Source organism: Bacteroides ihuae (assembly GCF_900104585.1).
GTDB classification, from domain to species: Bacteria; Bacteroidota; Bacteroidia; order Bacteroidales; family Bacteroidaceae; genus Bacteroides; species Bacteroides ihuae.
In genome coordinates, this window is record NZ_FNVX01000006.1 from 30,097 (window position 1) to 55,959 (window position 25,863).

The 25,863-nt window shown below is 41.6% G+C and carries 16 protein-coding genes, 1 tRNA gene and 1 pseudogene; 8 read left to right on the forward strand and 10 right to left on the reverse strand.

The features are described 5' to 3' along the window. Nucleotides 1-10 precede the first annotated feature (10 nt). From BQ5338_RS11050 to BQ5338_RS11070, 5 genes and pseudogenes are all read left to right on the forward strand, one after another. Nucleotides 11-424 (forward strand): annotated as a pseudogene (locus tag BQ5338_RS11050) (ATP-binding protein); the annotation flags it as partial. Between the two features lie 276 nt (nucleotides 425-700). Further along, nucleotides 701-3,691, forward strand: a complete 2,991-nt coding sequence (locus BQ5338_RS11055) for a type I restriction endonuclease subunit R (RefSeq protein WP_071146927.1) — start codon at nucleotides 701-703, stop codon at nucleotides 3,689-3,691. A 1-nt stretch (nucleotide 3,692) separates the two neighbouring features. Next, on the forward strand, nucleotides 3,693-4,904 hold the full coding sequence (locus tag BQ5338_RS11060; RefSeq protein WP_071147824.1) for a restriction endonuclease subunit S: 1,212 nt from the start codon (nucleotides 3,693-3,695) through the stop codon (nucleotides 4,902-4,904). Between the two features lies 1 nt (nucleotide 4,905). Beyond that, nucleotides 4,906-6,039, forward strand: a complete 1,134-nt coding sequence (locus BQ5338_RS11065) for an AAA family ATPase (RefSeq protein ID WP_071146928.1) — start codon at nucleotides 4,906-4,908, stop codon at nucleotides 6,037-6,039. A gap of 2 nt (nucleotides 6,040-6,041) precedes the next feature. Beyond that, entirely contained in the window at nucleotides 6,042-7,697 is a 1,656-nt protein-coding gene (locus BQ5338_RS11070; protein WP_071146929.1) for a type I restriction-modification system subunit M, read from the forward strand. A 478-nt stretch (nucleotides 7,698-8,175) separates the two neighbouring features. On the opposite strand, the gene BQ5338_RS11080 is transcribed toward BQ5338_RS11070, so the two are convergent. Then, nucleotides 8,176-8,260, reverse strand: a tRNA-Ser gene (locus tag BQ5338_RS11080). Nucleotides 8,261-8,459: 199 nt separating this feature from the next. Here BQ5338_RS11080 and BQ5338_RS11090 point away from each other — a divergent pair. The 3 genes from BQ5338_RS11090 (at nucleotide 8,460) to BQ5338_RS11100 (ending at nucleotide 13,307) form a co-directional block, all read left to right on the forward strand. Further along, nucleotides 8,460-10,964, forward strand: a complete 2,505-nt coding sequence (locus tag BQ5338_RS11090; RefSeq protein WP_071146932.1) for an endonuclease MutS2 — start codon at nucleotides 8,460-8,462, stop codon at nucleotides 10,962-10,964. Nucleotides 10,965-11,044: 80 nt separating this feature from the next. Next, nucleotides 11,045-12,082: a magnesium/cobalt transporter CorA gene (gene corA / locus BQ5338_RS11095; protein WP_071146933.1), complete on the forward strand. Its 1,038-nt coding sequence runs from the start codon at nucleotides 11,045-11,047 to the stop codon at nucleotides 12,080-12,082. Nucleotides 12,083-12,098: 16 nt separating this feature from the next. Further along, a complete protein-coding gene (locus BQ5338_RS11100) occupies nucleotides 12,099-13,307 on the forward strand; it encodes an L-serine ammonia-lyase (RefSeq protein WP_071146934.1) in 1,209 nt (402 codons plus the stop codon). A gap of 7 nt (nucleotides 13,308-13,314) precedes the next feature. On the opposite strand, the gene BQ5338_RS11105 is transcribed toward BQ5338_RS11100, so the two are convergent. From BQ5338_RS11105 to BQ5338_RS11145, 9 genes are all read right to left on the reverse strand, one after another. After that, the gene (locus BQ5338_RS11105) at nucleotides 13,315-13,863 is read right to left on the reverse strand and encodes a DUF4738 domain-containing protein (RefSeq protein WP_071146935.1); all 549 of its coding nucleotides are present in this window, start codon (nucleotides 13,861-13,863) and stop codon (nucleotides 13,315-13,317) included. Between the two features lie 279 nt (nucleotides 13,864-14,142). Next, entirely contained in the window at nucleotides 14,143-14,550 is a 408-nt protein-coding gene (locus BQ5338_RS11110; protein ID WP_071146936.1) for a DUF4890 domain-containing protein, read from the reverse strand. Nucleotides 14,551-14,663: 113 nt separating this feature from the next. Beyond that, nucleotides 14,664-15,779: a glycoside hydrolase family 88/105 protein gene (locus tag BQ5338_RS11115; protein WP_071146937.1), complete on the reverse strand. Its 1,116-nt coding sequence runs from the start codon at nucleotides 15,777-15,779 to the stop codon at nucleotides 14,664-14,666. Between the two features lie 13 nt (nucleotides 15,780-15,792). Further along, nucleotides 15,793-17,106 (reverse strand): alpha-l-rhamnosidase, encoded by a 1,314-nt coding sequence (locus BQ5338_RS11120; RefSeq protein ID WP_071146938.1) that lies wholly within the window; start codon nucleotides 17,104-17,106, stop codon nucleotides 15,793-15,795. A gap of 12 nt (nucleotides 17,107-17,118) precedes the next feature. After that, nucleotides 17,119-20,247 carry a beta-galactosidase, LacZ type gene (locus BQ5338_RS11125; protein ID WP_071146939.1) on the reverse strand — a complete coding sequence of 1,043 codons (3,129 nt, stop codon included), beginning with the start codon at nucleotides 20,245-20,247 and terminating at the stop codon, nucleotides 17,119-17,121. 11 nt (nucleotides 20,248-20,258) lie between these two features. Then, nucleotides 20,259-21,512: a DUF2264 domain-containing protein gene (locus BQ5338_RS11130; protein WP_071147825.1), complete on the reverse strand. Its 1,254-nt coding sequence runs from the start codon at nucleotides 21,510-21,512 to the stop codon at nucleotides 20,259-20,261. 28 nt (nucleotides 21,513-21,540) lie between these two features. After that, complete coding sequence (locus BQ5338_RS11135) at nucleotides 21,541-23,463, reverse strand: family 43 glycosylhydrolase (protein WP_078063472.1); 1,923 nt, start codon at nucleotides 23,461-23,463, stop codon at nucleotides 21,541-21,543. 62 nt (nucleotides 23,464-23,525) lie between these two features. Continuing rightward, nucleotides 23,526-24,920 carry a family 16 glycosylhydrolase gene (locus tag BQ5338_RS11140; protein WP_071146941.1) on the reverse strand — a complete coding sequence of 465 codons (1,395 nt, stop codon included), beginning with the start codon at nucleotides 24,918-24,920 and terminating at the stop codon, nucleotides 23,526-23,528. Nucleotides 24,921-24,941: 21 nt separating this feature from the next. After that, on the reverse strand, nucleotides 24,942-25,835 hold the full coding sequence (locus tag BQ5338_RS11145) for a discoidin domain-containing protein (protein WP_071147826.1): 894 nt from the start codon (nucleotides 25,833-25,835) through the stop codon (nucleotides 24,942-24,944). Nucleotides 25,836-25,863: the final 28 nt, after the last annotated feature.

Here is a 25,863-nt window from a genome sequence, read left to right on the forward strand (position 1 = left end):
AACGTTGTCAGCAGAGAGATATAACATCAAGGGCAAGGATACCATTTCAGGCAACTGCAAATTCTACTTGAATGATTTGAGCTATCGCAACTATCTTTATTCGGGGTATGGCTATGACCTTGGTTATCTCTTGGAAAACGCTGTCTATTTGAGTTTGAGGCGTGCAGGTTATCAGGTTTATGTGGGATCAATCAAAGATGCAGAGGTTGATTTCGTCGCTATAAAGGGTGATAAGAAACTATACTTACAAGTTACGCTTCAATTGACAGAAGAGCAGGCAGTCGAAAGAGAGTATCATCCATTAAAGCTCATAGATGATAATTTCGATAAATATGTAGTGAGTATGGACGACTATAAAATCCCCACAAACGAGGGTATTGAACATATCTCAGCGTGGAATTTAGACGATATTTTAAAGAAATAGACTATTAACAACCCGATCTAAGCATATATATATATATAAAAGCACGATCTTTCTTTATACACATCAAGGCCACATACGTTATTCATAATTAGCTCTTTTATGGTTATATTTGCAAGATACTCTATTTTCGGAAATACTTGATAAATAAACGAGCGGGATGGTCTTTATTTTTGTTGAGCACGCTTATAACTCAGGATTTTTATGTAGGTTTGTAGACAATTGATGTATTGCGTCTTTCTAGTAAAGCATTGTATTGTATTAGCTCAAAACATAGGCATGAACAGAGAAAAACAGATTGAAGATAGCTTTATTCAAAAGCTAACAGAACTTAAATACACATACCGTGAAGATATTCGTGATAGAAATGCACTGGAGCAAAACTTTAGGGCAAAGTTCGAGTCGCTAAACAGAGTCCGTTTATCAGATACTGAGTTTAGGCGTTTGCTTGATGAAATTATTAGTGCTGATGTATTCGCAGCTTCTAAGAAGCTACGAGGTGTTAACACTTTTATGCGCGAAGATGATACACCGTTGCAGTACACACTGGCTAATATCAAAGATTGGTGTAAAAATGACTATGAGGTAATTAATCAGTTGCGCATAAACACCAACAACAGCTACCATCGGTATGATGTGATTATATTGATCAATGGTATTCCTGTGGTGCAGGTCGAGTTAAAGGCTTCGGATGTGAGTCCTCGTCGTGCCATGCAACAGATTGTTGATTATAAGAATGACGCAGGTAATGGATATACAAACACATTGCTATGCTTCATGCAGCTATTTATTGTAAGCAATCAGGGAAACACTCACTACTTTACAAACAACAACAACCATCATTTCAATTTCAGTGCCGAAGAGCAATTTTTGCCTGTCTATCAATACGCAACAGAATCAAACAGAAGAATACGTGGTCTTGATGCTTTTTCTTCGGCATTTCTCTCTAAGTGCATACTCGGTGAGATGATCAGCCGCTACATGGTTCTGGTTGCCAGCGAGCAAAAGCTGCTCATCATGCGACCATATCAGATATATGCGGTAAAAGCAATCATTGACTGTATTCATCAAAACAGGGGCAACGGCTATGTGTGGCACACCACGGGTAGCGGTAAAACGCTCACTTCATTCAAAGCTGCTACTCTTTTGAAAGATAACCCTGATATTGACAAATGTTTGTTTGTGGTTGACCGCAAGGACTTGGATAGGCAAACACGTGAAGAGTTTAACAGGTTTCAAGAGAACTGTGTAGAAGAAAACACCAATACGGACACACTGGTAAGGCGTATGCTGTCAGACGACTATGCCGACAAGGTCATTGTTACTACCATTCAAAAGCTGGGCATTGCGCTTGACACATCACCAAAGAAAGAGAATGAGAGAGAAAACAAATACATTGATCACTTAATTCATTTGAAGAATAAGAAGATTGTGTTCATTTTCGATGAGTGCCACCGCTCTCAATTCGGAGATAACCACAAAGCTATCAAAGAGTTTTTTCCCAACTCGCAACTTTTTGGCTTCACCGGCACGCCTATATTTGATGAAAATGCCACGTACACCAAAATAGATGGTGAAGAAGCTTCCTACAAAATAACGGAAGACCTATTCCCCAGCAGGCTGCACTCCTATACCATCACTCACGCTATTGAAGATAAAAACGTGTTGCGTTTTCACGTTGATTACTTCAAGCCCAAAGAAACGGATGTTCGTATAGCAGATGGTACGTTGAAAAAACAGGCGATAGTAGATGCTATCTTGTCGAAACACGATGCGGCAACCCATTCACGTAGATTCAACGCTGTGTTTGCCACCGCCTCCATCAATGACGCTATTGAGTATTACGAACTGTTTGGCAGAACGCAGAAAAAGTTACAGAAGCAAAATGAAGATTTTGAACCGCTTCACATAGCTTGTGTATTTTCGCCACCTGCTCAGGGCAACAAGGATGTTCAGCAGATGCAGGAAGATTTGCCACAAGAACAAATTGATAATAGCAAAGACCCCGAAGAAAAGAAAAGGGCACTGAAAATAATTATAGATGACTATAACGAACAGTACGGTACCAACCACTCCATAGCAGATTTTGATACCTACTATCAGGATGTACAGAAGCGTATCAAAGACCAGAAATATAGCAATAAAGACTATGCGCACAAGAATAAAATAGATATAACCATTGTGGTTGATATGTTGCTTACGGGCTTTGACTCAAAGTATCTCAATACGCTGTATGTAGATAAAAACCTGAAATATCACGGTTTGATACAAGCCTTTTCGCGTACGAACCGTATTTTGAACGATACCAAACCGTATGGCAATATCTTAGACTTCCGAGGTCAGGAAGATGCCGTTAATGAAGCCATTGCCATATTCTCCGGTGAAAATATTGATAACCCCAGACAAATATGGTTGGTAGATCCTGCCCCGAAAGTGATAGAAAAATTCCAAGAAGCCGTTCTAAAGCTAAACGAATACATGCATTCGCAGGGACTGGAATGCCAGGCAGAAGAAGTGTACAACTTGCAGGGTGACGATGCCCGTGCGGGCTTCATCAATTGCTTCAAAGAAGTACAGCGATACAAGATGCAACTGGAGCAATACACTGATATAGGTGAGCAGGACAAAGCACTAATTGAAGAACTGCTGCCCGAAGAAACAATGCGATCATTCCGTGGAGCCTATCTGGAAACTGCCCAAGAGCTGCGCAAATTGCAAGAAAAAAGCAAAGGTGCTGAGGTAAGCCCGGTGGTCGATGAACTTGATTTTGAGTTTGTGCTGTTCGCTTCGGCCATTATCGACTACGATTATATAATGGCATTGATAGCCCGCTATACCAATAGCGGCGGCAGCAAGCAACGAATGACCAAAGAGCAGTTAATTAACCTTGTGGCATCGAGTTCCAACCTGCTTGATGAACAGGATGATATTCGGGAGTACATCAATAATCTTGATGTGGTGAATGGCAAAACGGAGCAGGAAATAAAAGATGGCTACCAGGCATTTAAAGCCGAGAAATACGATAAGAAATTAGTTGCTATTGCCAACAAGCACGGCATTACTGCCGATTCATTGCGTGCGTTTGTAGAACAAATAATGAGCCGCATGATTTTTGACGGTGAAAGATTAAATGATTTGTTAGCTCCGCTGGAGCTGGGATGGAAAGCTCGCAGCAAAGCCGAACTGGCATTGATGGAAGATCTGATTCCACTATTAAAACGTTTTGCCGGCGAACAAGAAATTTCGGGACTTTCAGCTTATGAAGATTAATATGAAGATAAAAAACAATGATATAAAAACAGTTGCTCCTCCTTTACGGTTTCCTGAGTTTCGGGATGCTGAGGGGTGGGAACAAACAATACTTGAAAATACCTGTGAGATGCAAGCAGGTAAGTTTGTACCTGCTTCTAATATTTACGAGAAAAGAGAAAATGAAATGTATCCTTGTTACGGAGGAAACGGCCTACGAGGATATACATATTCATTTACGCACTCAGGAGTTTATTTATTAATTGGCAGACAAGGGGCTTTATGCGGAAATGTTACTTTTGTAGATGATACATTTCATGCAACAGAACATGCTGTGGTCGTAACATGTAAAGAAGGAATCGTTCCTCGTTGGCTATACTATCAATTAACTAAATCTAATCTTAATCAATATGCTACTGGCCAAGCCCAACCAGGTCTTTCAGTTGAAGTTATTAAGAAAATAGCTGTTTCTATTCCAAAAGAGATCAATAAGCAAATAGGAAATAAAGAGCAACAAAAAATAGCTGATTGTTTAGGTAGCCTAGATGATTTAATAAGTGCCGTAACAGATAAGATAGAGACACTGAAAGAGTACAAAAAGGGACTAATGCAACAGCTATTCCCCGCCGAAGGCAAAACCACTCCCACCCTACGCTTCCCTGAATTTCAGAATGCAGGAGAATGGGAAGAAATTTTACTAGGTAATATCTCAACATTTATAAATGGTAGAGCATACAAGCAAAATGAATTATTGGAATCAGGAAAATATAGAGTTCTTAGAGTAGGCAATTTCTTCTCCAATAACAATTGGTATTATTCAAATTTAGAGCTAGAAGACAACAAATATTGTATCAAAGGAGATCTTCTCTACGCATGGTCTGCATCATTTGGTCCAAGAATGTGGAATGAGGAAAAAGTAATTTTTCACTATCACATTTGGAAAGTAATAGAACATAAAGGCATTAGTAAAGATTTTCTATTTACTTTACTAAGCTATGAAACTGAACGGATAAAAAAACAGCAAGCAAAAGGTTTAGGCCTTCTACATATAACCAAAGAAGCTATTGAAAGTTGGAAGACGAGAATAACTAAAAATGTCTTAGAACAGCAGAAAATAGCAGATTCCCTTTCATCTGTGGACGAACTCATATCAGCCGAAACAGACAAACTTGATCAGCTAAAAACTCACAAAAAAGGCTTAATGCAACAATTATTTCCAACCATAAACAAATAATATGATGAAAGATATAGCTCAAGAAATAAAAAATGCCAAAGAGACGATAGTTCTCATTTATGCTTTCAACGCAACAGGAAAAACCCGTCTATCTGTTGCCTATAAAGATATAACCAAAAAGGCAAATGGGAATAAGCACGCTGGTGTATATTATAATGCATTCAGTGAGGATCTTTTTGTTTGGGACAACGATGAGAAGAATGATAACAAAGATGTCACTTTAATGATTCAAAGAAGCAGTCTCAACAAATATCACTCTTTGCTGACAGAGGACGCTGTTCGTGAAAAACTACAATCATACAAGCCAAAATATGATTTCAAATTCACAAATGAAAGTGCAGAAGATCCAGAGTTAGGCTTTAAAAACATTACATTTTTCCTTATAGAAGATACAGAAAAAGAAACACCTATAAAAATATCTAGAGGAGAAGAGCGCATCTTCATTTGGTGTTTCTTTTTAGCTTTATTTGAAGTTGAAGGCTGGGCAGATGTTCAAGATCAACATTTCTTCATTGATGATCCTGTTTCAAGCTTAGACGATCACAACATATTCATCACAGCGCATCTTCTGCTGAAATTTATGGAAAAGCATTGTGATAAAAGAAAAATAATCATAACAACCCACCACATGGGCATTTTTTCTATATTGCAAGATTGGCTTAAAAAAGGAGAAAACGCCTCTAAATTTAAAACAAAGAACATCAAAGAAACCAGAAGAGGAAAGGATGTGATAAAGGAAGCAATAGAAGAACCTCGATACTTGATACGGCTATTGGAAATCAAAGATGGTAGATATAAACTTGTTGGCAAAAATAAAGGCTTACACCAATATCATTTATTGCTATTGCGAATCTTAGACGAAGCAATATTAAATAACAATATAAACACTTATCATTTGGCCTTGCTACGGCAGGTATTAGAAAGTATAGCCTCCTTCTTAGGTGAAGGAAGATTTGGATATGTGCTGGAAGAACTGGATTTTGAAGATGCAAATACCAGAACGGATATAATCAACGCACTTTCACACGAAAAGATATACACTAACAAATTAGAGATATTAAATCCAGATGATAAAAGATTACTAATTGAGACATTAAATAAATTAATGACTAAATTCCCATTCTCAATATCATAACAATGACACAACAAGAAAAAAATAAATTAGGTAAAACCCTTTGGGATATTGCAGATAACCTTAGAGGTTCAATGATGGCAGATGACTTTCGTGATTATATGTTATCATTCCTATTCCTGCGTTATCTATCTGACAACTACATAGAAGCTGCAAAAAAAGAGCTTGGAGATGATTATCCCGATAAAAGGCTTGAGGAATTAAAGGTATATGGTGTTTCCACTCCACTACAATTGTGGTACGAAGAGAACAACGAAGATATTTCTCAATTTGAGAAACAAATGCGCCGAAAGGTACATTATGTAATTGAACCGCAACATTTGTGGGATAGCATTGTGGAACATGCCCGAACTCAAAGTTCGTATTTGCTTGAAACTCTATATGAAGGATTCAAATACATTGAAAACGAATCTTTCGAAAATGCTTTTCAAGGGCTTTTTTCTGAAATAAACCTGCACTCTGAGAAACTAGGAAAGAATTACGAAGAACGCAACGCCTTGCTTTGCAAAGTGATCACAAAAATTACCGAAGGAATTGCGCAGTTCTCTACCGATACGGATATTTTGGGCGATGCGTACGAATACTTAATTGGTGAGTTTGCAGCAGGTTCCGGTCAAAAAGCCGGTGAGTTCTACACTCCGCAAGAGTTATCAAGCATCTTGTCGGGCATTGTTGCATTAGATTGCCAAGATCCGCAACTGGGCATGAAAAAGAAACTCGAGAGGGTACTCGATTTTGCCTGCGGTTCGGGTTCACTGCTGCTCAACGTGCGCCACAAAATGAAAAGGAACGGTGGAAATATTGGCAAAATATACGGGCAGGAGAAAAACATTACCACATACAACTTAGCCCGCATGAATATGATTCTGCACGGCATGAAGGATTCGGAATTCGAGATTCATCACGGCGATTCGCTTCTCAATGACTGGACGATGCTCAATGAAATGAACCCTGCAAAAAAAATAGAGTTTGATGCAATTGTTGCAAACCCACCGTTCAGCTACCGATGGGAACCTACGGAAGAGATGGGTAAAGATTTCCGCTTTAGCAACTATGGGCTTGCTCCGAAATCGGCAGCAGACTTTGCTTTCTTGCTTCACGGTTTCCATTTTTTAAAACAAGATGGTACAATGGCAATCATCCTGCCTCACGGTGTGCTTTTCAGAGGAGGAGCTGAAGAGCGCATCCGCACAAAATTGCTTAAAGATAGCAATATTGATGCTGCAATTGGACTACCTGCAAACCTTTTCTTTTCGACGGGTATTCCGGTATGTATCTTGGTTCTCAAGAAATGCAGAAAATCTGAGGATGTGTTGTTTATCAATGCAAGCGAACATTTCGAAAAAGGCAAACGACAAAACAAGTTAAGAGAAAAAGATATAAAGTCAATTATAGACACATATAAAAGCCGCGAATCAAAAGATAGATACTCACGTGCTGTTTCGATGGACGAAATCGAAAGAAACGGCTATAATCTCAATATTTCACGCTACGTAAGCATCGCCAAAGAAGATGTGAAAATTGATTTGCTGGAAGTCAATAAAAAATTGATTGATTTAGAAGATAAAATAACAAATGCTTCGGAGCGACACAATAAGTTCCTCGCTGAGCTTGGTTTGCCATTAATCACAAAGAATAAAGATGAGAAATGCTGTAGATGAAGCAGCTATAAAACAGATTATTAGAACCATAAGAACAAAGAACGATGCATGTATATTCGTTGCTTTGGCATTCAGTTTAACTTTCATAACATTGATATAAAACGAATAAGTCCTAACATTATCAATTCCATATCAAATGAGACTGTAAGATGGGATGGAATTAGGCTGCAACCAATGGCATTGGAATTGTTTCATTTGGCTAAAGAAGTTATGATAAACAATGTCTCGGATAAATGTGAAGTTAAGCAAAGATTTCAGGCTCTTATAGGTGAGATGTAAATACTATATCGCAAAATTTAATGCTCTAATCTAATCAATTTATGACTTAAAATAAAGTAAACAGGATTTTGGTTTTCTAGCTATAGCAGCAACAAGTATCCAAGAATAGAATGGCAACGAATGAACTTTATAGATACAAAAAAACCTACAAGTAATTAACTTGTAGGTTTTATCATCTGTTTTTGTCCAGACCTTTCAGCGGAGAGATAGGGATTCGAACCCCAGGAACCTCGCAGTTCAACGGTTTTCAAGACCGCCGCAATCGACCACTCTGCCATCTCTCCAATACTGTTTTTATGATGCTTTCCGTTGAAAGCGCTGCAAAGGTACGAATGATTTTTAAATATGCAAGCATTACTCGTATTTTTTCACTAAAAAATTGTATTTTTGCAGTGCAAAGTGATAGCAAACAACAGGTATATCTGCTCAATATAGATAGTAAATTCCTGAAAATGAAGTATATAGATAAACAGAGCAACCCAGATGATATATCCCCAGAATTTTGAGCAAAAAATAGGTTTCGACCAAATCAGACAGTTACTGCAAGAGAAATGTCTCAGCCCGCTTGGAGAAGAGAGGGTGGCGGACATGGATTTTTCGGATCGTTTTGAGGTGGTGGAAGAAAGACTGAACCAGCTTACGGAATTTGTGCGGATCATTCAGGAGGAGGAGAGTTTTCCGGATCAGTTCTTCTTTGATGTGCGGCCGTCGCTAAAGAGGGTGCGCATAGAGGGGTTATATATGGATGAGCAGGAGTTATTCGACTTGCGCCGCTCACTGGAAACGATCAGGGATATTGTGCGATTTCTGCAACGCAAAGAGGAGGATGAGGAGTCGGATTCGCCTTATCCTAATCTAAGGAAACTGGCGGGGGATATTGCTGTGTTTCCACAACTGATTACGAAGATTGATGGCATACTGAATAAGTATGGTAAGATAAAAGATAATGCTTCTACGGAATTGGCTCGCCTCCGCAGGGAGTTAGCCAGTACGATAAGTGGCATTTCTCGTTCGCTGAACGGGATTTTACGGAGCGCACAGTCGGAGGGTTATGTGGACAAGGATGTGACGCCGACCATGCGAGACGGGCGACTGGTGATTCCGGTGGCTCCGGGCTTGAAACGGAAGATCAAAGGTATTGTGCATGATGAGTCGGCCAGCGGAAAGACGGTGTTTATTGAACCGGCCGAGGTGGTGGAAGCAAATAATCGGGTGCGTGAGCTGGAGGGGGAAGAACGACGGGAGATCATTCGCATCTTGACGGAGTTCTCGAATACGCTACGTCCTTCGATAGACGATATTTTGCAGTCGTACGAGTTCTTGGCGGAGATTGATTTCATCCGTGCAAAAAGTTACTTTGCCATACAGACGAATGGGCTGAAGCCTGCGCTGGAGAATGAGCAACTGCTGGATTGGACAATGGCGGTGCATCCGCTCTTGCAACTGTCGCTTGCCAAACATGGCAAGAAGGTGGTTCCGCTGGATATCGAACTAAACACGAAGCAACGAATATTGATTATATCGGGCCCCAATGCGGGCGGCAAGTCAGTATGCCTCAAGACGGTGGGCTTACTGCAATATATGTTGCAGTGCGGCATGCTCATCCCCATGCATGAGCGCAGTCACGCAGGCATTTTCGGAAGTATCTTTATCGACATAGGCGATGAGCAATCTATTGAAGATGATTTGAGCACCTATTCGTCTCACTTAACCAACATGAAGATGATGATGAAGGGATGCGACGAGCGTAGCCTCATCTTGATCGATGAGTTTGGCGGAGGCACGGAGCCGCAGATAGGTGGCGCCATTGCGGAGGCGGTGTTGAAGCGTTTCAACGAGAAGCAAACGTTTGGCGTTATCACCACGCACTACCAGAATCTGAAACATTTTGCCGAAGATCACGAGGGAGTGGTGAACGGGGCGATGCTGTATGACAGGCATGTGATGCAGGCGTTATTTCAGTTGCAGATAGGCAATCCGGGCAGCTCGTTTGCGGTGGAGATTGCTCGCAAGATTGGTTTACCGGAAGATGTAATAGCTGATGCGTCGGAGATTGTGGGCAGCGAATATATCAGTGCGGATAAGTATCTGCAAGATATCGTGCGCGACAAGCGTTATTGGGAGGGCAAACGACAGACCATCCGTCAGCGGGAGAAGTTGATGGAGGAGACTATCGCACGCTACGAGGCTGAAGTGGAAGAATTACACAAGTCTCGCAAAGAGATTATCCGTCAGGCCAAGGACGAGGCGCAACATTTGTTGCAAGAGTCGAATGCGAAGATAGAAAACACCATCCGCACCATCAAAGAGGCGCAAGCTGATAAGGAGAAAACTCGCCAAGTAAGGCAGGAACTCACTGATTTCAAGGAGTCGGTGGAGAAACGGGGAGTAAAAGAGCAAGAGGACCGAGTGGCGCAACAGATGGAGAAGCTTCGCCGCAGACAGGAACGAAAGGCTTCTTCCACTCCGACAAAAGCAGGAGAGAAAAAAGCGGAAGCGCCCATCAAACCCAAAGTGATAACGATCAAAGAGGGCAGTTATGTGAAGATGAAGGGGCAAACGACTGTGGGCGAGGTATTGGAAGTGAAAGGTAAGAATGCCACCGTCGCTTTTGGCAGCATAAAAACGACCATGAAGCTCGACCGACTAGATCCGACAAGCGGAACACCGCAAAAGCAAGAGATTGCAAAAAGTACGTTCGTCAGCAGTCAGACGCAAGACCAGATGTACGAAAAGAAACTGAATTTTAGACAAGATATCGATGTGCGGGGCATGAGGGGTGAAGAGGCGTTGCAGGCAATCACTTATTTCATCGACGACGCCATACTCGTAGGCATGGGCAGGGTACGTATCTTGCACGGCACGGGCACGGGAATATTACGCAAGCTGATTCGCCAATACCTCGAGACTGTATCTGGAATTAAATCTTTCAACGACGAACATGTGCAGTTTGGTGGATCGGGAATTACCGTCGTCGATTTAGCGTAAGCACAAAGAAGCCTCCAATTGCTTGTTCTCATGAGCAAAACGATTACTTTTGTAGCAGTTCATTAAAGAACCAAGGATATATGAGGAATAATCTGCTAAGCGAGAAGCTAACATATACGGGTGAAAGCCAAACACCCACCCATCTACACTTGTGCAGCTACAGCGGCAAAGAGGTGCAAGAGGCAACCGGCAAGACGTTTGCCAGTATCGCTGCTAAACTGAATGCCAACCGCATAAATTGGCTACAAGTGCACGGCATGAAGGATACGGAGACGATCCGTGAAATATGCAATCACTTCCAAATAGATTTTCTTGTTCTGCAAGATATTCTCAATGCAAACCATCCAACTAAAATAGAAGAGCACGATAACTATACGGTGCTCATTCTCAAACTCTTTATTTTAAACGAAGAGCAGGAGGAGTTGAACCAACAACAACTCTGCCTCATACACGGCAACAATTTCGTACTCAGCTTTCTCGAAAATGAAACAACTTTTTTCGACGATGTGACGAATGCCATCACCAACAACATCTTAAAAATATGCGATAAGCAGAGTGATTACTTATTGAGTGTTTTACTCAACAGTGTGATGGGTAATTATATTTCTATTGTTTCAAACATAGATGATTCATTAGAAGATTTAGAAGAGCATTTACTTACTATCAATAATAAACACGACATTGGCGCACGGATACAAACTTTGCGAAGACAATATATGCATATTAAAAAATCGGTGTTGCCGCTAAAAGAACAGTATGTTAAGTTACTACGTTCGGAGAACGAGATGATGCACAAGGTGAATCGTCCTTTCTTCAATGATGTAAACGATCATTTGCAATTTGTGTTGCAAACAATCGATATCTGTCGGGAAACGCTTTCATCATTGGTCGATCTATACATATCGAACAATGATCTGCGGATGAACGACATCATGAAACGCCTCACGGTTGTCTCTACAATATTCATCCCGCTTACCTTTCTGGTAGGTGTCTGGGGAATGAACTTCGACATAATGCCTGAGCTCAGATGGCAATATGGATATCTGATGGCATGGGTAGTTATGCTCATTATTGGGGGACTAGTGTACTGGTATTTAAGAAAAAAGAAATGGAACTAAGTAACTGGAAAAAACGATGAAATCAATAAAAGAACTATATCGCATCGGCACAGGCCCTTCGAGTAGCCACACAATGGGACCTCGAAAAGCGGCCGAAATATTTCTGGAACGGCACAAAGATGCCGCATCATTCAAAGTAACGCTCTATGGAAGCCTTGCCGCTACCGGGAAAGGGCACATGACGGATGTTGCTATCAACGACACGTTGCTACCGATTGCTCCTGTGGAAATTGTGTGGCAACCAAAAGTATTCCTTCCTTTTCATCCTAATGCGATGACGTTTGCCGCCTTCGATGCAAACAAGAAGCTGCTTGAAAACTGGACGGTGTACAGCGTCGGTGGCGGAGCTTTGGCTGAAAACAATGAGAAATCGACCATCGAAAGTAGAGAGGTATATGAGATGAACAGCATGACCGAAATTCTGAGTTGGTGCGAGCATAGCGGGAAGAGTTATTGGGAGTATGTGAAGGAGTGCGAAGAGGAAGATATTTGGGATTATCTGGAAGTTGTTTGGAGCACGATGAAAGAAGCCATTCATCGTGGGTTAGAAGAGGAAGGTGTGCTACCTGGTCCACTTAATTTGAGAAGAAAAGCTTCGACTTACTACATTCGTGCTACGGGTTACAAGGAATCTCTTCGTTCTCGTGGATTAGTCTTTGCTTACGCTTTGGCGGTGAGTGAAGAAAATGCATCGGGAGGAAAGATTGTGACCGCTCCCACGTGTGGAGCGTGTGGAGTAATGCCCGCAGTGCTTTATCATTTACACAAAAGTCGTGAATTTAGCGACACTCGCATTCTTCGCGCACTAGCCACAGCAGGCTTGTTTGGCAATATTGTAAAGTTCAACGCTTCCATCTCAGGCGCCGAAGTGGGTTGTCAGGGAGAAGTTGGTGTGGCTTGTGCTATGGCCTCAGCAGCAGCCAATCAACTATTTGGAGGCAGTCCCGCCCAGACAGAATATGCAGCTGAAATGGGCTTAGAGCATCACCTTGGCATGACGTGCGACCCTGTATGCGGCTTGGTGCAAATCCCCTGTATTGAGAGAAATGCGTATGCCGCAGCTCGTGCGCTCGACGCCAATATATATGCCTCATTCACCGACGGCATTCACCGGGTATCGTTCGACAAGGTGGTGCAAGTGATGAAACAAACAGGGCACGACCTTCCTTCGCTCTACAAAGAAACCAGCGAAGGCGGATTGGCCAAGGACTATACTCAGATGTAGTGCAAAGTTAGATGCTGTCTTCAGCGTACGCATCTTCCATCAACTCCTCCTTCTTCATGGACATTTTGCCATCGGCCGTGATCGTGATTGAGACAGGAACATACAAATCGGTTTGAGGATAAGAGATACTGGCTGATAAAACAATTCCTTCCGGCGTTGTTTTATCGTATACCATACCTTCCAGAATCGATTTGGCAAAGAATGTGTCATCGACAAAAGAAGAGAAATTTTTCTTTGTAAAGGTTTTGCTGAAGATATGTTCGCCTCCACGAGTCAGCTTCAGCAGAATCTGATTGTCCAGATACACATCTCCCTGCTCACTGGCCACATGGGGAAGTGAATCACTAGGCGTACGCAAAAGAGAAATATGATAGTCTTTACCCTTGTACTTAATATCTTTCTCACTCTTGGATATTTGCATGCGTTGCAATCCACGAGCATCCGTGCTGTCTTTCAACAACACTTGCCTCTCTTCATTCTGATTATCTTTCTTTCCTGAACAGGCCATGCCTACAATAACAATTAGTAGGAGTTGGAAATAAACAAGCTTTTTCATGTTGAGTTTTCATAAATAAACGTCTGACAAAGGAACAAAAAGAGTAAGAAATACGCAAGAAAAGGGCCCGATTTTAATCGTACACGTTTACCATATAGTTCGTGCACGATGGCCGCGACAAACGTGCACGTTTAATAAAGCTTCCATGCACACACAAAAAAAGTAGTTAATGCAATTGCGTTCTGCTAAGCAGACACGCAATGCATTAACTACAAAACACGCAAGTTGTACTAAAAACGTAGTTTACTCTAAAAAAAACTAACCTATGAATATCTTTTATTACTCGGCATCTGGTGCACCACCTCGCCTAGGGCCTTTCCCATCTTTCATCTTTTTCATACGCTCTGCCTGATTCTTTGTATAAGAAGCATATTGTTCTTCAGTCATAATCTTCTTTAACTGAGCTTCGTAAGCGTCACGATTCGCTTTCATTTCTTTGTGCATCTCTTCTTTTTCAACTTTCTTGTCTTCAGCCTTCTTAGCCATTTTTTCGTTCAAAGCTAAGTTAACATCCAACAGTTCCTTTTTCTGCGCTTCATTCAAGGAATACTCTTTAGCCATCCGTTCCGTCATCTTTTCAGCACGTTCCTTCGGATCCATTTTCATTCCTCCCATGCGACGGCCTTGAGCCATTGCCAAGCCGCCTACCATCAATAGAGCGACCATTAAAAATGCTATTCTCTTCATACTCTTTTCGTTTTCAAAATGTTGATTACTAATTCTGTTCTTTTGGTTGCAACTGAATCTATGACTAACGAAAAGTGCAAGTGTTTAATCAAGAATATTTATTTAACAGTTTTTTAATAAAAACGGGCCATTTCGCAAGCCGCCAAAAGAAAAGCACCCACTCCGAAATCGGCCGTTGAGTTAGCATTAACCACTTGTCCGGGAATGGCTTTCTCGCCAATAGGTTGCACATAGCCTACTTTTCCATCCTCTTGCAACGCTACATCCTTGAGATAACTCCATGCTTTGAGTGCTACAGGCTGGTAAGTAGCCTTATCAAGCAAACCGTTGTTCATTCCCCGCAGAAAGCCATAAGCAAAAAATGCCGTGCCACTCGTCTCAGGACCGGGAGCGAAGTGAGGATCGAGCATGCTACGTGTCCAGTATCCTTCTGGTTGCTGGCAGGTAGCTATCGCCTTTGCCATCGTCTGAAAACGAGATACATACTCTTGACGATATTGGTCTGTTTCAGGCAAATCCTTCAATACCTTTGCCAATCCGGCAAATACCCATCCATCTCCACGTGCCCAAAAATCTTTTTTACCACTTGGCGTTTTGTGCTTCGGGTAGATATATTTAGCATCTCGATAGTATAAACCAGCCTCCTCATCGTACATGATGCTATCCGAGTAACTCAGATATTGGTGCAACTTTTCGAGATAAAGAGGGTTATTAGTCAACTTATAGAGCTTCGTCATCACCGGCATCACCATGTATAACCCATCGGCCCACCACCAATAATCCTTTTTGGGAGTGCTCATTTGATATTCCATCACCTCAATGGCGCGAGCAACCTTCTGAGGATCGGGCGAAATGTTGTAGAGATCAATGTAAGTTTGAAAGCAAACTTGATAGTCGCCGAACAAGACATACTCATTGGTCTCACCATAACTATATTTCCATTTACTCTTATTGCTCGATTTAGCACCTTTCCATTTATTGTGAACGGCCCATGCCTCAGAATACTGAAGATACTCCGGCTTACCTGTAAGGAAATAAGCTTCCATATTTCCGGTATGATAGGCTGCATTGTGCCAAAATGATACCCCGGGTTTCGGATTATTCGATTGCCAATAACTATTCACTTTATGAATAATATCAAGCGTTTCTTGGGAAGAAAAAGGCTTCTGTGCACACGCAGCCAATGTGACAACCCACAATAACAAGGTAGTCAGATAGTAATTTTTCATCTCATTTTATTTATTATAGTTTGCATTCTAAGACGTAAACTGTTTCAGGTTCCATCTCTGTCGTTTTCTCTCCATCTCCTTGACTTGTGCGCTGCACAAAGAGGTGCAATCGCTGCTTACTTTTCCATAGTTCAGTGTCATAACTAGGTTCCCAAGCATCTACCGGAAAGTCGGTGAGATCTGTAAACGTCCATTTGTTCGTTTCCAGTCCCTCAGAAGAAGCCATAGAGACCTTATCACCACGCTCTATGTCGCGAAAGACATAAAATATTTTATTCCGTTTCTTTTCTTGCTTGATTACCAAACGGGGACGGGCAATCGGTATTCGTTTGGTTCCTCCGCCGCTCAGACTGAAAGGAGTAGTGCGATGCGAGACTTGCTGTTGCTGCCAAGCCTTTCCATCAAACCAAACGAGGCGATATTGAGGCACCTGACTGTTCTGATCTCGCCAATAAGTAGCGATGTAAGGGTGCCCGTTCTTATCGGCGCACATACTCGTTTGGTTAATCAGTTCGCTCTTTTGCGGAATGTGGCAAGCATACTCTGCATTGGCCGCAGTAATGGGTAGGGCATACTTCTCTCCGTCGGATTTTTCCCACGTTTTCCCTCCATCCCGTGAGCGAGCATAACAAAGATCGTGATTGGTCTCCACCATCCATGTTTCACGCCACACCCACGAAAGATGTATCGTCCCAGCCTCATCCACATAAAGTTGCCAATAAGCATTGCGTTCGCCCTCGCCATCAATGAGCACATCTTGCACTCGCTCCCATCGTTTTTCAGTCAGCAGATAGCGGTTCATCACCAAATTGCCACGACCGGAAGATCCCGATCGGTAAACAAAGATCAAATCACCATCGGCCAGTCGATAAAATTCAGGATAGGTAACATTCCCTTCATCTACACCTGTCATCGCTAATTTATCTCCTAGTTCGAGCGAACCGGGTGCTATACTTTTGCAATAATTGAGAGGTTGGCCATGATGATCGAACGAAAGATGAAGATATCCATCGCCATCCACCATCAGGCTAATGATATTATGAGCATCCGCACAATTACCCTTGTATTGCGAACGCTTTAGCTCCCACTCTTTGGAACCCAATTTGCGTTTGCCCACTACCATATAGCAATCTCCGTCATAGTAGGCAATGTATTGAATCCCCTTATGCGTAACCAACGAGTTATTGCGAAACACCGTTGTGTTGACAGAAGTACGGCTATACCCCTTCCCTACTTCCACTAATGTCTGTGCAGCGCAATGCGTCCACACACATAGAAGAATGAAAAGGGCAAGCCCTGCTTTTTTAGCACTTATTTTATTAGTCATGAGAAAATCTTATTATTTATCTACCGGACTGATGATATAACCATACGAATAGCTCTTTGCTTTGAGCAAATACTCTTCGTGAGGATAAGCTCCCCAACTATTGTCGCCTCCCACACCTCGTTGAAGCAAGTCAACATGCAAAATCACTTCTTTACGGGGATTAATATCATTGATATGTCTTTGACTCTTTGTCAATCCGGCATCAAAATCTTCGAGCAGATTATTCAGCGCACTAACACTAAGCGGCTGAAGTCCGTCAATACGGATGCCTTTCCCCTCTTTGTTAGTCAGCGTCAGCCAACGAACATCTGTTTTATTTCCATTTTCCTGGGGACGTATATAAGCCACATATTGTTCCGCCACGGTACTGGTGTATTGACCAATGAAGCTAGAAGTTTTTCTGTCGGAATAGTTTTCCCATGGCCCACGGCCATACCAGGTAAAGTTGCTAAATTCTTGTCCCAACCTCATTTGCATTCCAAAACGTGGAATCTCAGGAAGCGAATTACTTCCGGCCTCCCAGCTACCATTTACTTGCAGACGCCCATCCGCATAAACGGTATATTTCATCGTGTATTCTGAAGCAACATCGTTCAATAAATAAACAGATGTAATGATTACCTGATCATCTCCCTGCTTCACATCCATCGACTTAAGGCGCTTGTTCATCCCGGCCGTGCGCCATACATTGCACAATATTTGCATCCGGTTACCAAAATCATTATCAATCGGGGCACGCCAGAATTGTGGTTGAGGAGCACCGCCCAGTAGCCATTGACCTTTGTAGCGATATGATGAGAGTTCGCCATTCCTCTTATTGAAGTTCAAAGACACATCTCCACACACAAAGGTCAAGTTGTTATTTTCGTCCTTCATTTCCACTTTGCTATTCGCTTTTAGTGGAGCCACAAAATAGTTGTTTGTAGCAAAAGCAAACTGTTCACGAGCTACCTCGTATGCAGCGGGTACCATCTCAGTAGGATACTTGGTATAAGCAAAAACATTCAGGAAATATTCTGTTCCCTCTTCCGGTTGAATAGCAGGAAGTGCCAATTTCACCTCACGAGTAGTACCGGCAGGCTGAGCAAGAGCGAATGTTCCTTTATCTATCACAACACCATTTTTGAGTAATTCCCATTTAAAGCTATAGTTCTTCAAATCGGTATAGAGAAATCTGTTCTCTACAGCAATCTCTCCTCTGTTTATATCTTTGGCTTTGAACAGAATATTTTGATAGACCTTCTTCACTTCATATAGTCCCGGATGCGGTGTACGATCAGGAAAGACTAAACCATTGGTACAAAAGTTCTCTTCATTCGGATACTGTGCCGAACCGAAATCACCCCCATATCCCCAATAGAAACGCCCATTCTCATCTTTGGTAGCCAAGCCTTGATCTACCCAATCCCAAATGAAACCACCTTGCAGATGCTTGCTGGTAGCGATTATATCAAAATACTCCTGAAAGTTTCCGGTGCTATTGCCCATCGCATGTGCGTATTCGCACATGATAAACGGACGTTTTACATCCTTGCGAGCTGCATACTCCTTCATATAATTCATTCCGGGATACATCGGACAGACAATGTCTGTATTCTCGCTCTCTCCTGCTTGTTCAAACTGAACCGGACGAGACGGATCACGTTGCTTCAGCCACTTATACATCTCATGAAACACGGGGCCGTTGCCACACTCATTGCCCATACTCCAAAGGATAATAGACGGATGATTCTTATCACGCTCTAGCAGACGAACAATCCGATCTCTATGAGCAGGAGCCCATTCTTCTAAATAAGCAGGATGTTTACTCTTATCGAACCCACCTTGCAACTCAGCCCCCATGCCGTGAGTTTCCAAGTTTGCCTCGTTGCAAAGCAACAAACCATATTCATCGCACAGTTTATACCAAAGCGTACTTTGTGGATAGTGACTCATACGCACCGCATTAATATTAAAGCGTTTCATCATGCGAATATCTTCAAGCATGGTTGCCTTATCCACATAATGACCCGTATATTGATTATGTTCGTGTAGGTTTACTCCATGTACAAGCAATGCTTTTCCGTTAAGCATCAATTGCCCATCTTTAATTTCTACTTTTCTGAAACCCGTTTTGCAAGAAGTAACTTCAACCAAGCGGCCCTCTTTATCTTTCAATGTAAGTAGCAAAGTATATAAATCGGGTGTTTCGTTGCTCCAAAGTTTAGGAGACGATACCTTTTCTGAGAAATTGACCAGCTCCGTTCCATTTGCTGAAACATCGACTTTCTTCGAAACACGAAATATACTCTTACCAGCTTTATCGAGTAAAGCAAGTTCAACAGTTTGTATGGAAGCAGCTGCCTGAAAATTCTTCAAAGTCACAGCTACATTCAGCAAACCATTCTTATACGAACGATCCAAATCGGGCGTAGCGAAGAAATCTTGTATGCGAGTTTGTGCTGTGCTATAAAGATACACACTTCTGTCAATACCCGATAAACGCCAGAAATCCTGATCTTCCAAATAAGAGCCGTCACTCCAACGATAAACCTCAACAGCTACGTTATTTTTTCCGGGCTTCACATACGATGTAATATCAAACTCAGCAGGACTCTTCGTCACTTGGCTATAACCTACTTTAGTCCCATTTACCCAAATATACATGGCCGATGTTCCTGCTTCGAAGTGCAAATACACCCTGCGTCCGTCCCATGTTTGGGGTAAATCGAACGAACGTTTATAACTTCCCACAGGATTGTCTGAATGAGGGATGTATGGAGGATTCTTTGGATGAGGATAAGCCACATTAGTATAAATAGGAATGCCGTAACCTTGAAGTTCCCAATTGCCGGGGACTTTTATATCATCCCAATCACTGGTGTTATACTCTTCCTTGTAGAAATCAACAGGCCGCTCAGCCGGAATTTTTACCCAACGAAACTTCCACGTTCCGTTAAGCGACAAATAGTAAGGTGACTGTTCATAATTGTCATTAATGGCCAATTCTTCATTATTATAAGGCAAGGCCGAAGCACGGGGAGCCTCTTTATTTACAGCAAAAATCAAAGGATTTTCCCAATCGGGTGTTTGAGCCGACAGCTTACTACCGGAAGCAAACAAAGCCATTCCTAACAACAAATGTTTCGTAAGATTCTTCATATTTTATACTATTATTGTTTTTCGTAATAAGCGTGATCCTTCGGGAAGTCTTCTCCTTCCCATGCTTTCTTGGAAGTCCACGATTGTGGCGCATCCGTCCAAAAAGGATGATTGGCAGGCAGTCCCAAAGGCAAGAAAGCCAATGAAGCCAAATACATGCTTCCATTGTTGGAGTACCAATCGGCAATGTTCGGTTGTGAAGCCGTAAAGCCTAATCTCAAGAAACCCTTCTCATTAAAGTTCGCACCAGAAGCAAACATTCGCTTCATCACTGCCGTCATCGCAGCGCGCACCTGCCCGTTAGGAAGAGATTCAGGCAATTCCTGTCTCAAAGCCAACAAAGCTAAAGGTTGAAGCACACCGGTACGGTATGTTATTGAGCGGCCAAAGACTGGGAAAGTTCCCTCAGGAGAAATAAATCGCTCCAAAATCATCCCGAAACGTTGCATACGCTTCACTGCCGTGTCATACCGTTTACGAGGGGCAATCCAGTTTTGTTTCTTATCAGTCACTACTTCCAAACACTCCACATACATGGGGTGAAGCACATAACTATTATAATAATCGAAAGCAAAATCTGGTCCGTCAGAATACCAACCATCGCCCACATACCATTCTTCCACTTTACGTAAAGCAGAATTAATTCGATAATTGTCTGCTCCGGCATCCGCTTTCATCAAGAAAGATTCAATAGTAGCCGAAAAAAGTAGCCAATTTGTATAAGGTGGATCGATTCTACGCAACAGTTTAAATTCAGTAATATATCGTTGTTTTGTCACACTATCCAATGGTAACCAAAGCGCATCATAAGCACGAAGGAAACTATTTGCGATATACGCCGCATCCACCAGAGGTTGACCTTCCTTGCGCCATAGCAAGTAATCCGGACTACTGGGATCTACCGATTGAGCATAACTCTTCAATGCCCATTCGCGGAGTTGCTTACGTTGTACTCCTTCAACTGTATCATCATCCGGCAGAGCAAGCCAGGGAGCAAGTCCAGCCATCAATCGCCCAAAACACTCCATGTATGTTACCCGTTTATCTCGTCCGTCCCATGTGGGGCTCACCTCAACCTGCATGTTTTGCTGCAACTTGCCTTCGCTCATATTGCTCAACACTGGCGCTGCCATTTTATACATCAAGTTACACCAATACGTCCGGTCATCCGGTTCCTTCGTTAGCTTTTTCTTCGCTTGCATCATTTGTGCAGGAAGCAAAAGGACCAGCAATAATAAAAGGAGTACATGTCTTTTCTTTTTCATGGTATCGTATACTATATTATTTATATTTTTATTTAAGACCAGAGTTTGGTATCCATTCATCTATCCATTTCAAAAAAGGTGTTCCATTCTTATCAAACTGAATAGGAAACCAAATATAACGCGCATCAATTGGATTCCGAGGTTTCCATATATCGGCCATAAAGATATAATTATTAGCAACACCTTGTATAGAAAAAACGTATGTACTTTGTCCACCAAATGTAATATTTGCGTCCTTTCCGATGCAAGGGTTAGGATGCTTCTTCCAAGGTCCCCAAATAGAAGTAGCAGAGAAAAGGCGTGCAGCATTAGGCTCCCATCCGGTGCAGCCCGAAGTAATCATCCAATAAGTTCCCTCTTTCTTAAAGATAGCAGGAGCCTCATTGTGCCCACCCGGTGCTACACGTATATATTTGCCGGTATAACCCAAATAATCATCACTCAGTTCAGCAATATGAAGAGTCAGATTCTCCTCAGAAGAATAAATATGATATGCCTTTTTGTTATTATCAACAAACAAAGTCATATCTCGGGACATTTGCCCCTCTTTTAAATCTCTTTTTAGAAAAAGTCCCTTATCCACCGCATCATACCAGTTGCGAGTCCACCATTCTTTATAGCTATCGAGATTAAGCTTTATATTACGTATTTTTCGAGGCATATCAAACGGATAAATACCGGCATTAGCCCGGAAAGAACGAATAAAACGATAAGGTCCTGCCGCATGATCACTTACAGCCACCGCCGCACGAGCTGCATCATAGCCTCGGCCTTTCAGCTCCAAATGGAACCACATCACAAATTTCTTTGTTTTCTCATTATAAATCACCTTCGGCCGTTCAATGATGCAACCCTTTATAATATCACTATTCTCATCATCAGACACCGCAAGTGCCACCCCTTCATTCGTCCAGTTACATAAATCAGTAGATGAATAGCAAGTCACACCCACCAAAGCGCTACTGGTCGATGCACTCTTATGCTCGCCAAACCAATAATATTTCCCATCGTGATAAACCACCCCACCGCCGTGAGCATTGATATGTTCGCCATTATTATCCGGCCATAATTCTCCCGAACGGATGCTCTTTTGTTTTTGATACACCCTCACATAGTCTATTTCGTACTTCATCGGAAAAGCAGAATCATCTGGTATTCCACCATTTGCACCACCAATAGCAAGGTTAAGCAGTAGATAATGAGGCTGTTTAAATGGATTTTTATAATTTCCTAAGCTAGCATTTACCGTTTCACTCAACGGAATCTCATTTAATAATTCATCATCCAAATATAATTTAATGACCTTTTCATCCCAATCCATTCGCCAAATGTGGAATTTTGAAGCCCAATCGGCATCTCTCTCAGTGAAATGAGTAAAAGGAACCTTCTTACTGTTCCATTTTGCCTGATATCGTCCCTCCGTACCCCAAGCAGCATTGGCCAATACATGAGGCATACCCTGAATTCTGTAATATTCCATCAGATCGATCTCTCCACACGAAGGCCAGTCCATCTCTCGCCCCAATGTCCAGATAGCCGGCCAAGCCCCACCTGCAACAGGTATTTTGGCGCGCACTTCAAACCGCCCATACAGAAACTCTTTCTTCCCTATCGTTTTGATAGACGAAGAAGTATATTCTGCATATTCACGTGCATTTCTCCAACTAGTAGTGCTTCCTTCTTTGTATCCCTTATTTAAAACCTTTTCTTTCCTTCCTTCTATTATTAATATACCACCTTTGCAATATGCATTATCCGCCTGATAGCACTGTAATTCTTCATTGCGCACAAAGCCCTGTTCAAAACTCCAAGAATTACTATCAGGTCTGCCTTCATTCTCAAATTCGTCGTTCCAAACCAATTTCCATTCTTGTGAGAAAACAGAAAGAGGCAACATAAATTCAAGCAATATGGCAAAGCATATCACATAATACCTATTATACATTTTCATAACATTTAGCTTTTAGTAAAAACAGTAAGCCTCTCGACCTACTGTTTCTATAAATCAATATCTTACTCTACTTTCTGATATACACGTACATAATCTACCTCATACTTCATCGGGAAAGCCGTTTCATCTGGAGTTCCACCATTACCACCAATAGCCAAGTTCAAGAGTACATAGTGTTTTTGCTTGAAAGGCCAAGTATAGTTAGCTGCCGATCCATTCTGAGTTTGAGATTGTTTAGTTGTATTATATAATACATCATCCACATATAGATTGATTTCATTTGCATCCCAATCCATACGCCAAATATGATATTTCTTTGCCCAATCAGCATCTTTAGCTACAAATTCAGAAAACTTGGTTTTTACAGAATTCCATTTAGCAGTCCATGCCTGATCAGTACCCCAAGCTGTATTGGCAAGAATATGAGGCTCACCACCAATTAAATAATATTCAAGCACATCGATCTCACCGCATGAAGGCCAATCATACCAGTTTCCTAAAGTCCAGATAGCTGGCCATGCTCCTTTGGCAGTAGGTATCTTAGCACGTACTTCAAGACGTCCATATTGAAAATCGAATTTACTGTGAGTCGTCATTGAAGTAGAGGTATACTCAGCATATTCACGGTTCGTTTTCCAATTGCTGCTACCTGCTACATAGTTAGGGTTACTAATACGTTCTTTTTTACCACTAATAACTAAAGCGCCTTCTTTACACTCTGCATTCTCTCCTTGATACCATTGCAACTCCTCATTGCGCACAAAACCTTTTTCAAAATTCCAGTAGTTCACATTAGGAGCCCCCGCATTATTAAATTCATCATTCCAAAGCAATTTCATGCCATCTTTCTCTTCTTCTGGAGCAGCCGGGTCAGGTTTTGTCTCATCAAAATCGGCAAACCTAAACATCAACATCACAGAGTTTATTTTATTATTAATAGCATACGAGGTTGAGCTTTGTATCTTAAGCGGCAATACAAATATTCCGTTTCTCTTCAAAAGATCATCCGCTAGCAATTTTCCTTTATGAATAGTAAGCTTAACAGCAGAGCCTTCTTTTTCACCAGCAGAAATTGATAATTTAGTTGAAGACAATTCATAATAACCATCTGGCAGAAGTTTTGCTTTCTCATACTTTCCACCCTTTTCGGCCTCACTAATCAAAGTAGCAAGCGAATCTTTATTCAACACAATATCTACCGTAGCATCTTGTGTTACAACCTTATTCTGATAAAGTGCAAGAGTCAAGTCAATAACAGTATCAGCTTTTGCTGACTCCGATATTTTCATTGATACATTAGATTCTACACCATTCCAAGCATCTTTAGCTTGTTTTAAACAAAGCAATGATAAATCTAAACTTCCCTTATATCCATCCTCATCATCCTTACAAGCGCTAAAACTAACGGCAATTGTGAGGATGCATAGACCTGCAATCCATTTTCCTGTATTTTTCATATTCTCATTCCGTATTTTAAATTAATTAGCCTCATCCTTTTCCGGATCATACACACTCAATTCTACATCATACATCGCAAATTCGGCCATATTAAAATACTTTGTATTTCCACTTGTAGCTATCACATTAAAGCGAAAATAAGTAAACGTTTTATTGGGAACCACATAACTCGAATTATATTCAGCACTTGCTGCGCTAGGCAATCCAGAGAGAGTGGTTACTGTCTCCCAATTTTGACCATCATTACTTATTTGCAATTCAACAGTACTTGCACGAGCTGAAGTAGTCCATGTGTCATTTCTATTCATATAGTAAAGACTAAAATTGGTATGAGGCTCTTTAAAGTTTACTTGAATATAATGAGGTAAATCTATTTGAGGTGAGCTCCAACGAGTGTGAAAAAAAGTGCTGGCTGTACCATCCAGTATATTTTTTATAGGCCCCTCAGTCGGTTCTTGAGCATTCGTGCTCAATTGATCAGCAGTCAAAGCAATCTTTGTTTTCTTCCCTACTGTAGTAACAGAAGGAGCTGCACCAGACGTTGCCTCAATAGTCTTAATTTCACCTCCTTGATGAGCTGCATTAAAAGTCTGAAAGTAGAACTTATATGTACCATAGCGAGCACGAGTATTGTCAATCAGCATTTCTGTTGTAGCCTTAGACGCAATTTTATAAATATCTTTTTGCGTCAATGGATCATAATATTTAATCTTCAAATAAGAAAAATCTCCTTTAGGAGCTTCCCATTTCAAAGAAATCTGTCCTGGTAAAGCTTGTGACGTTACAGCCTCGGCTTCAATAGCAGCAGGAGGTACAACTGACCCTGCCTGCTCAAATAACTCTATTTTATTGTCACATCCGCTCGTCAGTATCACTAACAAGGCTGTCACTACATATCTATATTTTAGTTTCATGGTTTTCATCTTTTACTAATTAAACTGT

Bases quoted from the DNA above. Each gene is read 5' to 3' on its own strand.
- BQ5338_RS11055 (WP_071146927.1), top strand. From the start codon at position 701: ATGAACAGAGAAAAACAGATTGAAGATAGCTTTATTCAAAAGCTAACA.
- BQ5338_RS11060 (WP_071147824.1), top strand. From the start codon at position 3,693: ATGAAGATAAAAAACAATGATATAAAAACAGTTGCTCCTCCTTTACGG.
- BQ5338_RS11065 (WP_071146928.1), top strand. From the start codon at position 4,906: ATGATGAAAGATATAGCTCAAGAAATAAAAAATGCCAAAGAGACGATA.
- BQ5338_RS11070 (WP_071146929.1), top strand. From the start codon at position 6,042: ATGACACAACAAGAAAAAAATAAATTAGGTAAAACCCTTTGGGATATT.
- BQ5338_RS11090 (WP_071146932.1), top strand. From the start codon at position 8,460: ATGATATATCCCCAGAATTTTGAGCAAAAAATAGGTTTCGACCAAATC.
- corA (WP_071146933.1), top strand. From the start codon at position 11,045: ATGAGGAATAATCTGCTAAGCGAGAAGCTAACATATACGGGTGAAAGC.
- BQ5338_RS11100 (WP_071146934.1), top strand. From the start codon at position 12,099: ATGAAATCAATAAAAGAACTATATCGCATCGGCACAGGCCCTTCGAGT.
- BQ5338_RS11105 (WP_071146935.1), bottom strand. From the start codon at position 13,863: ATGAAAAAGCTTGTTTATTTCCAACTCCTACTAATTGTTATTGTAGGC.
- BQ5338_RS11110 (WP_071146936.1), bottom strand. From the start codon at position 14,550: ATGAAGAGAATAGCATTTTTAATGGTCGCTCTATTGATGGTAGGCGGC.
- BQ5338_RS11115 (WP_071146937.1), bottom strand. From the start codon at position 15,779: ATGAAAAATTACTATCTGACTACCTTGTTATTGTGGGTTGTCACATTG.
- BQ5338_RS11120 (WP_071146938.1), bottom strand. From the start codon at position 17,106: ATGACTAATAAAATAAGTGCTAAAAAAGCAGGGCTTGCCCTTTTCATT.
- BQ5338_RS11125 (WP_071146939.1), bottom strand. From the start codon at position 20,247: ATGAAGAATCTTACGAAACATTTGTTGTTAGGAATGGCTTTGTTTGCT.
- BQ5338_RS11130 (WP_071147825.1), bottom strand. From the start codon at position 21,512: ATGAAAAAGAAAAGACATGTACTCCTTTTATTATTGCTGGTCCTTTTG.
- BQ5338_RS11135 (WP_078063472.1), bottom strand. From the start codon at position 23,463: ATGAAAATGTATAATAGGTATTATGTGATATGCTTTGCCATATTGCTT.
- BQ5338_RS11140 (WP_071146941.1), bottom strand. From the start codon at position 24,920: ATGAAAAATACAGGAAAATGGATTGCAGGTCTATGCATCCTCACAATT.
- BQ5338_RS11145 (WP_071147826.1), bottom strand. From the start codon at position 25,835: ATGAAACTAAAATATAGATATGTAGTGACAGCCTTGTTAGTGATACTG.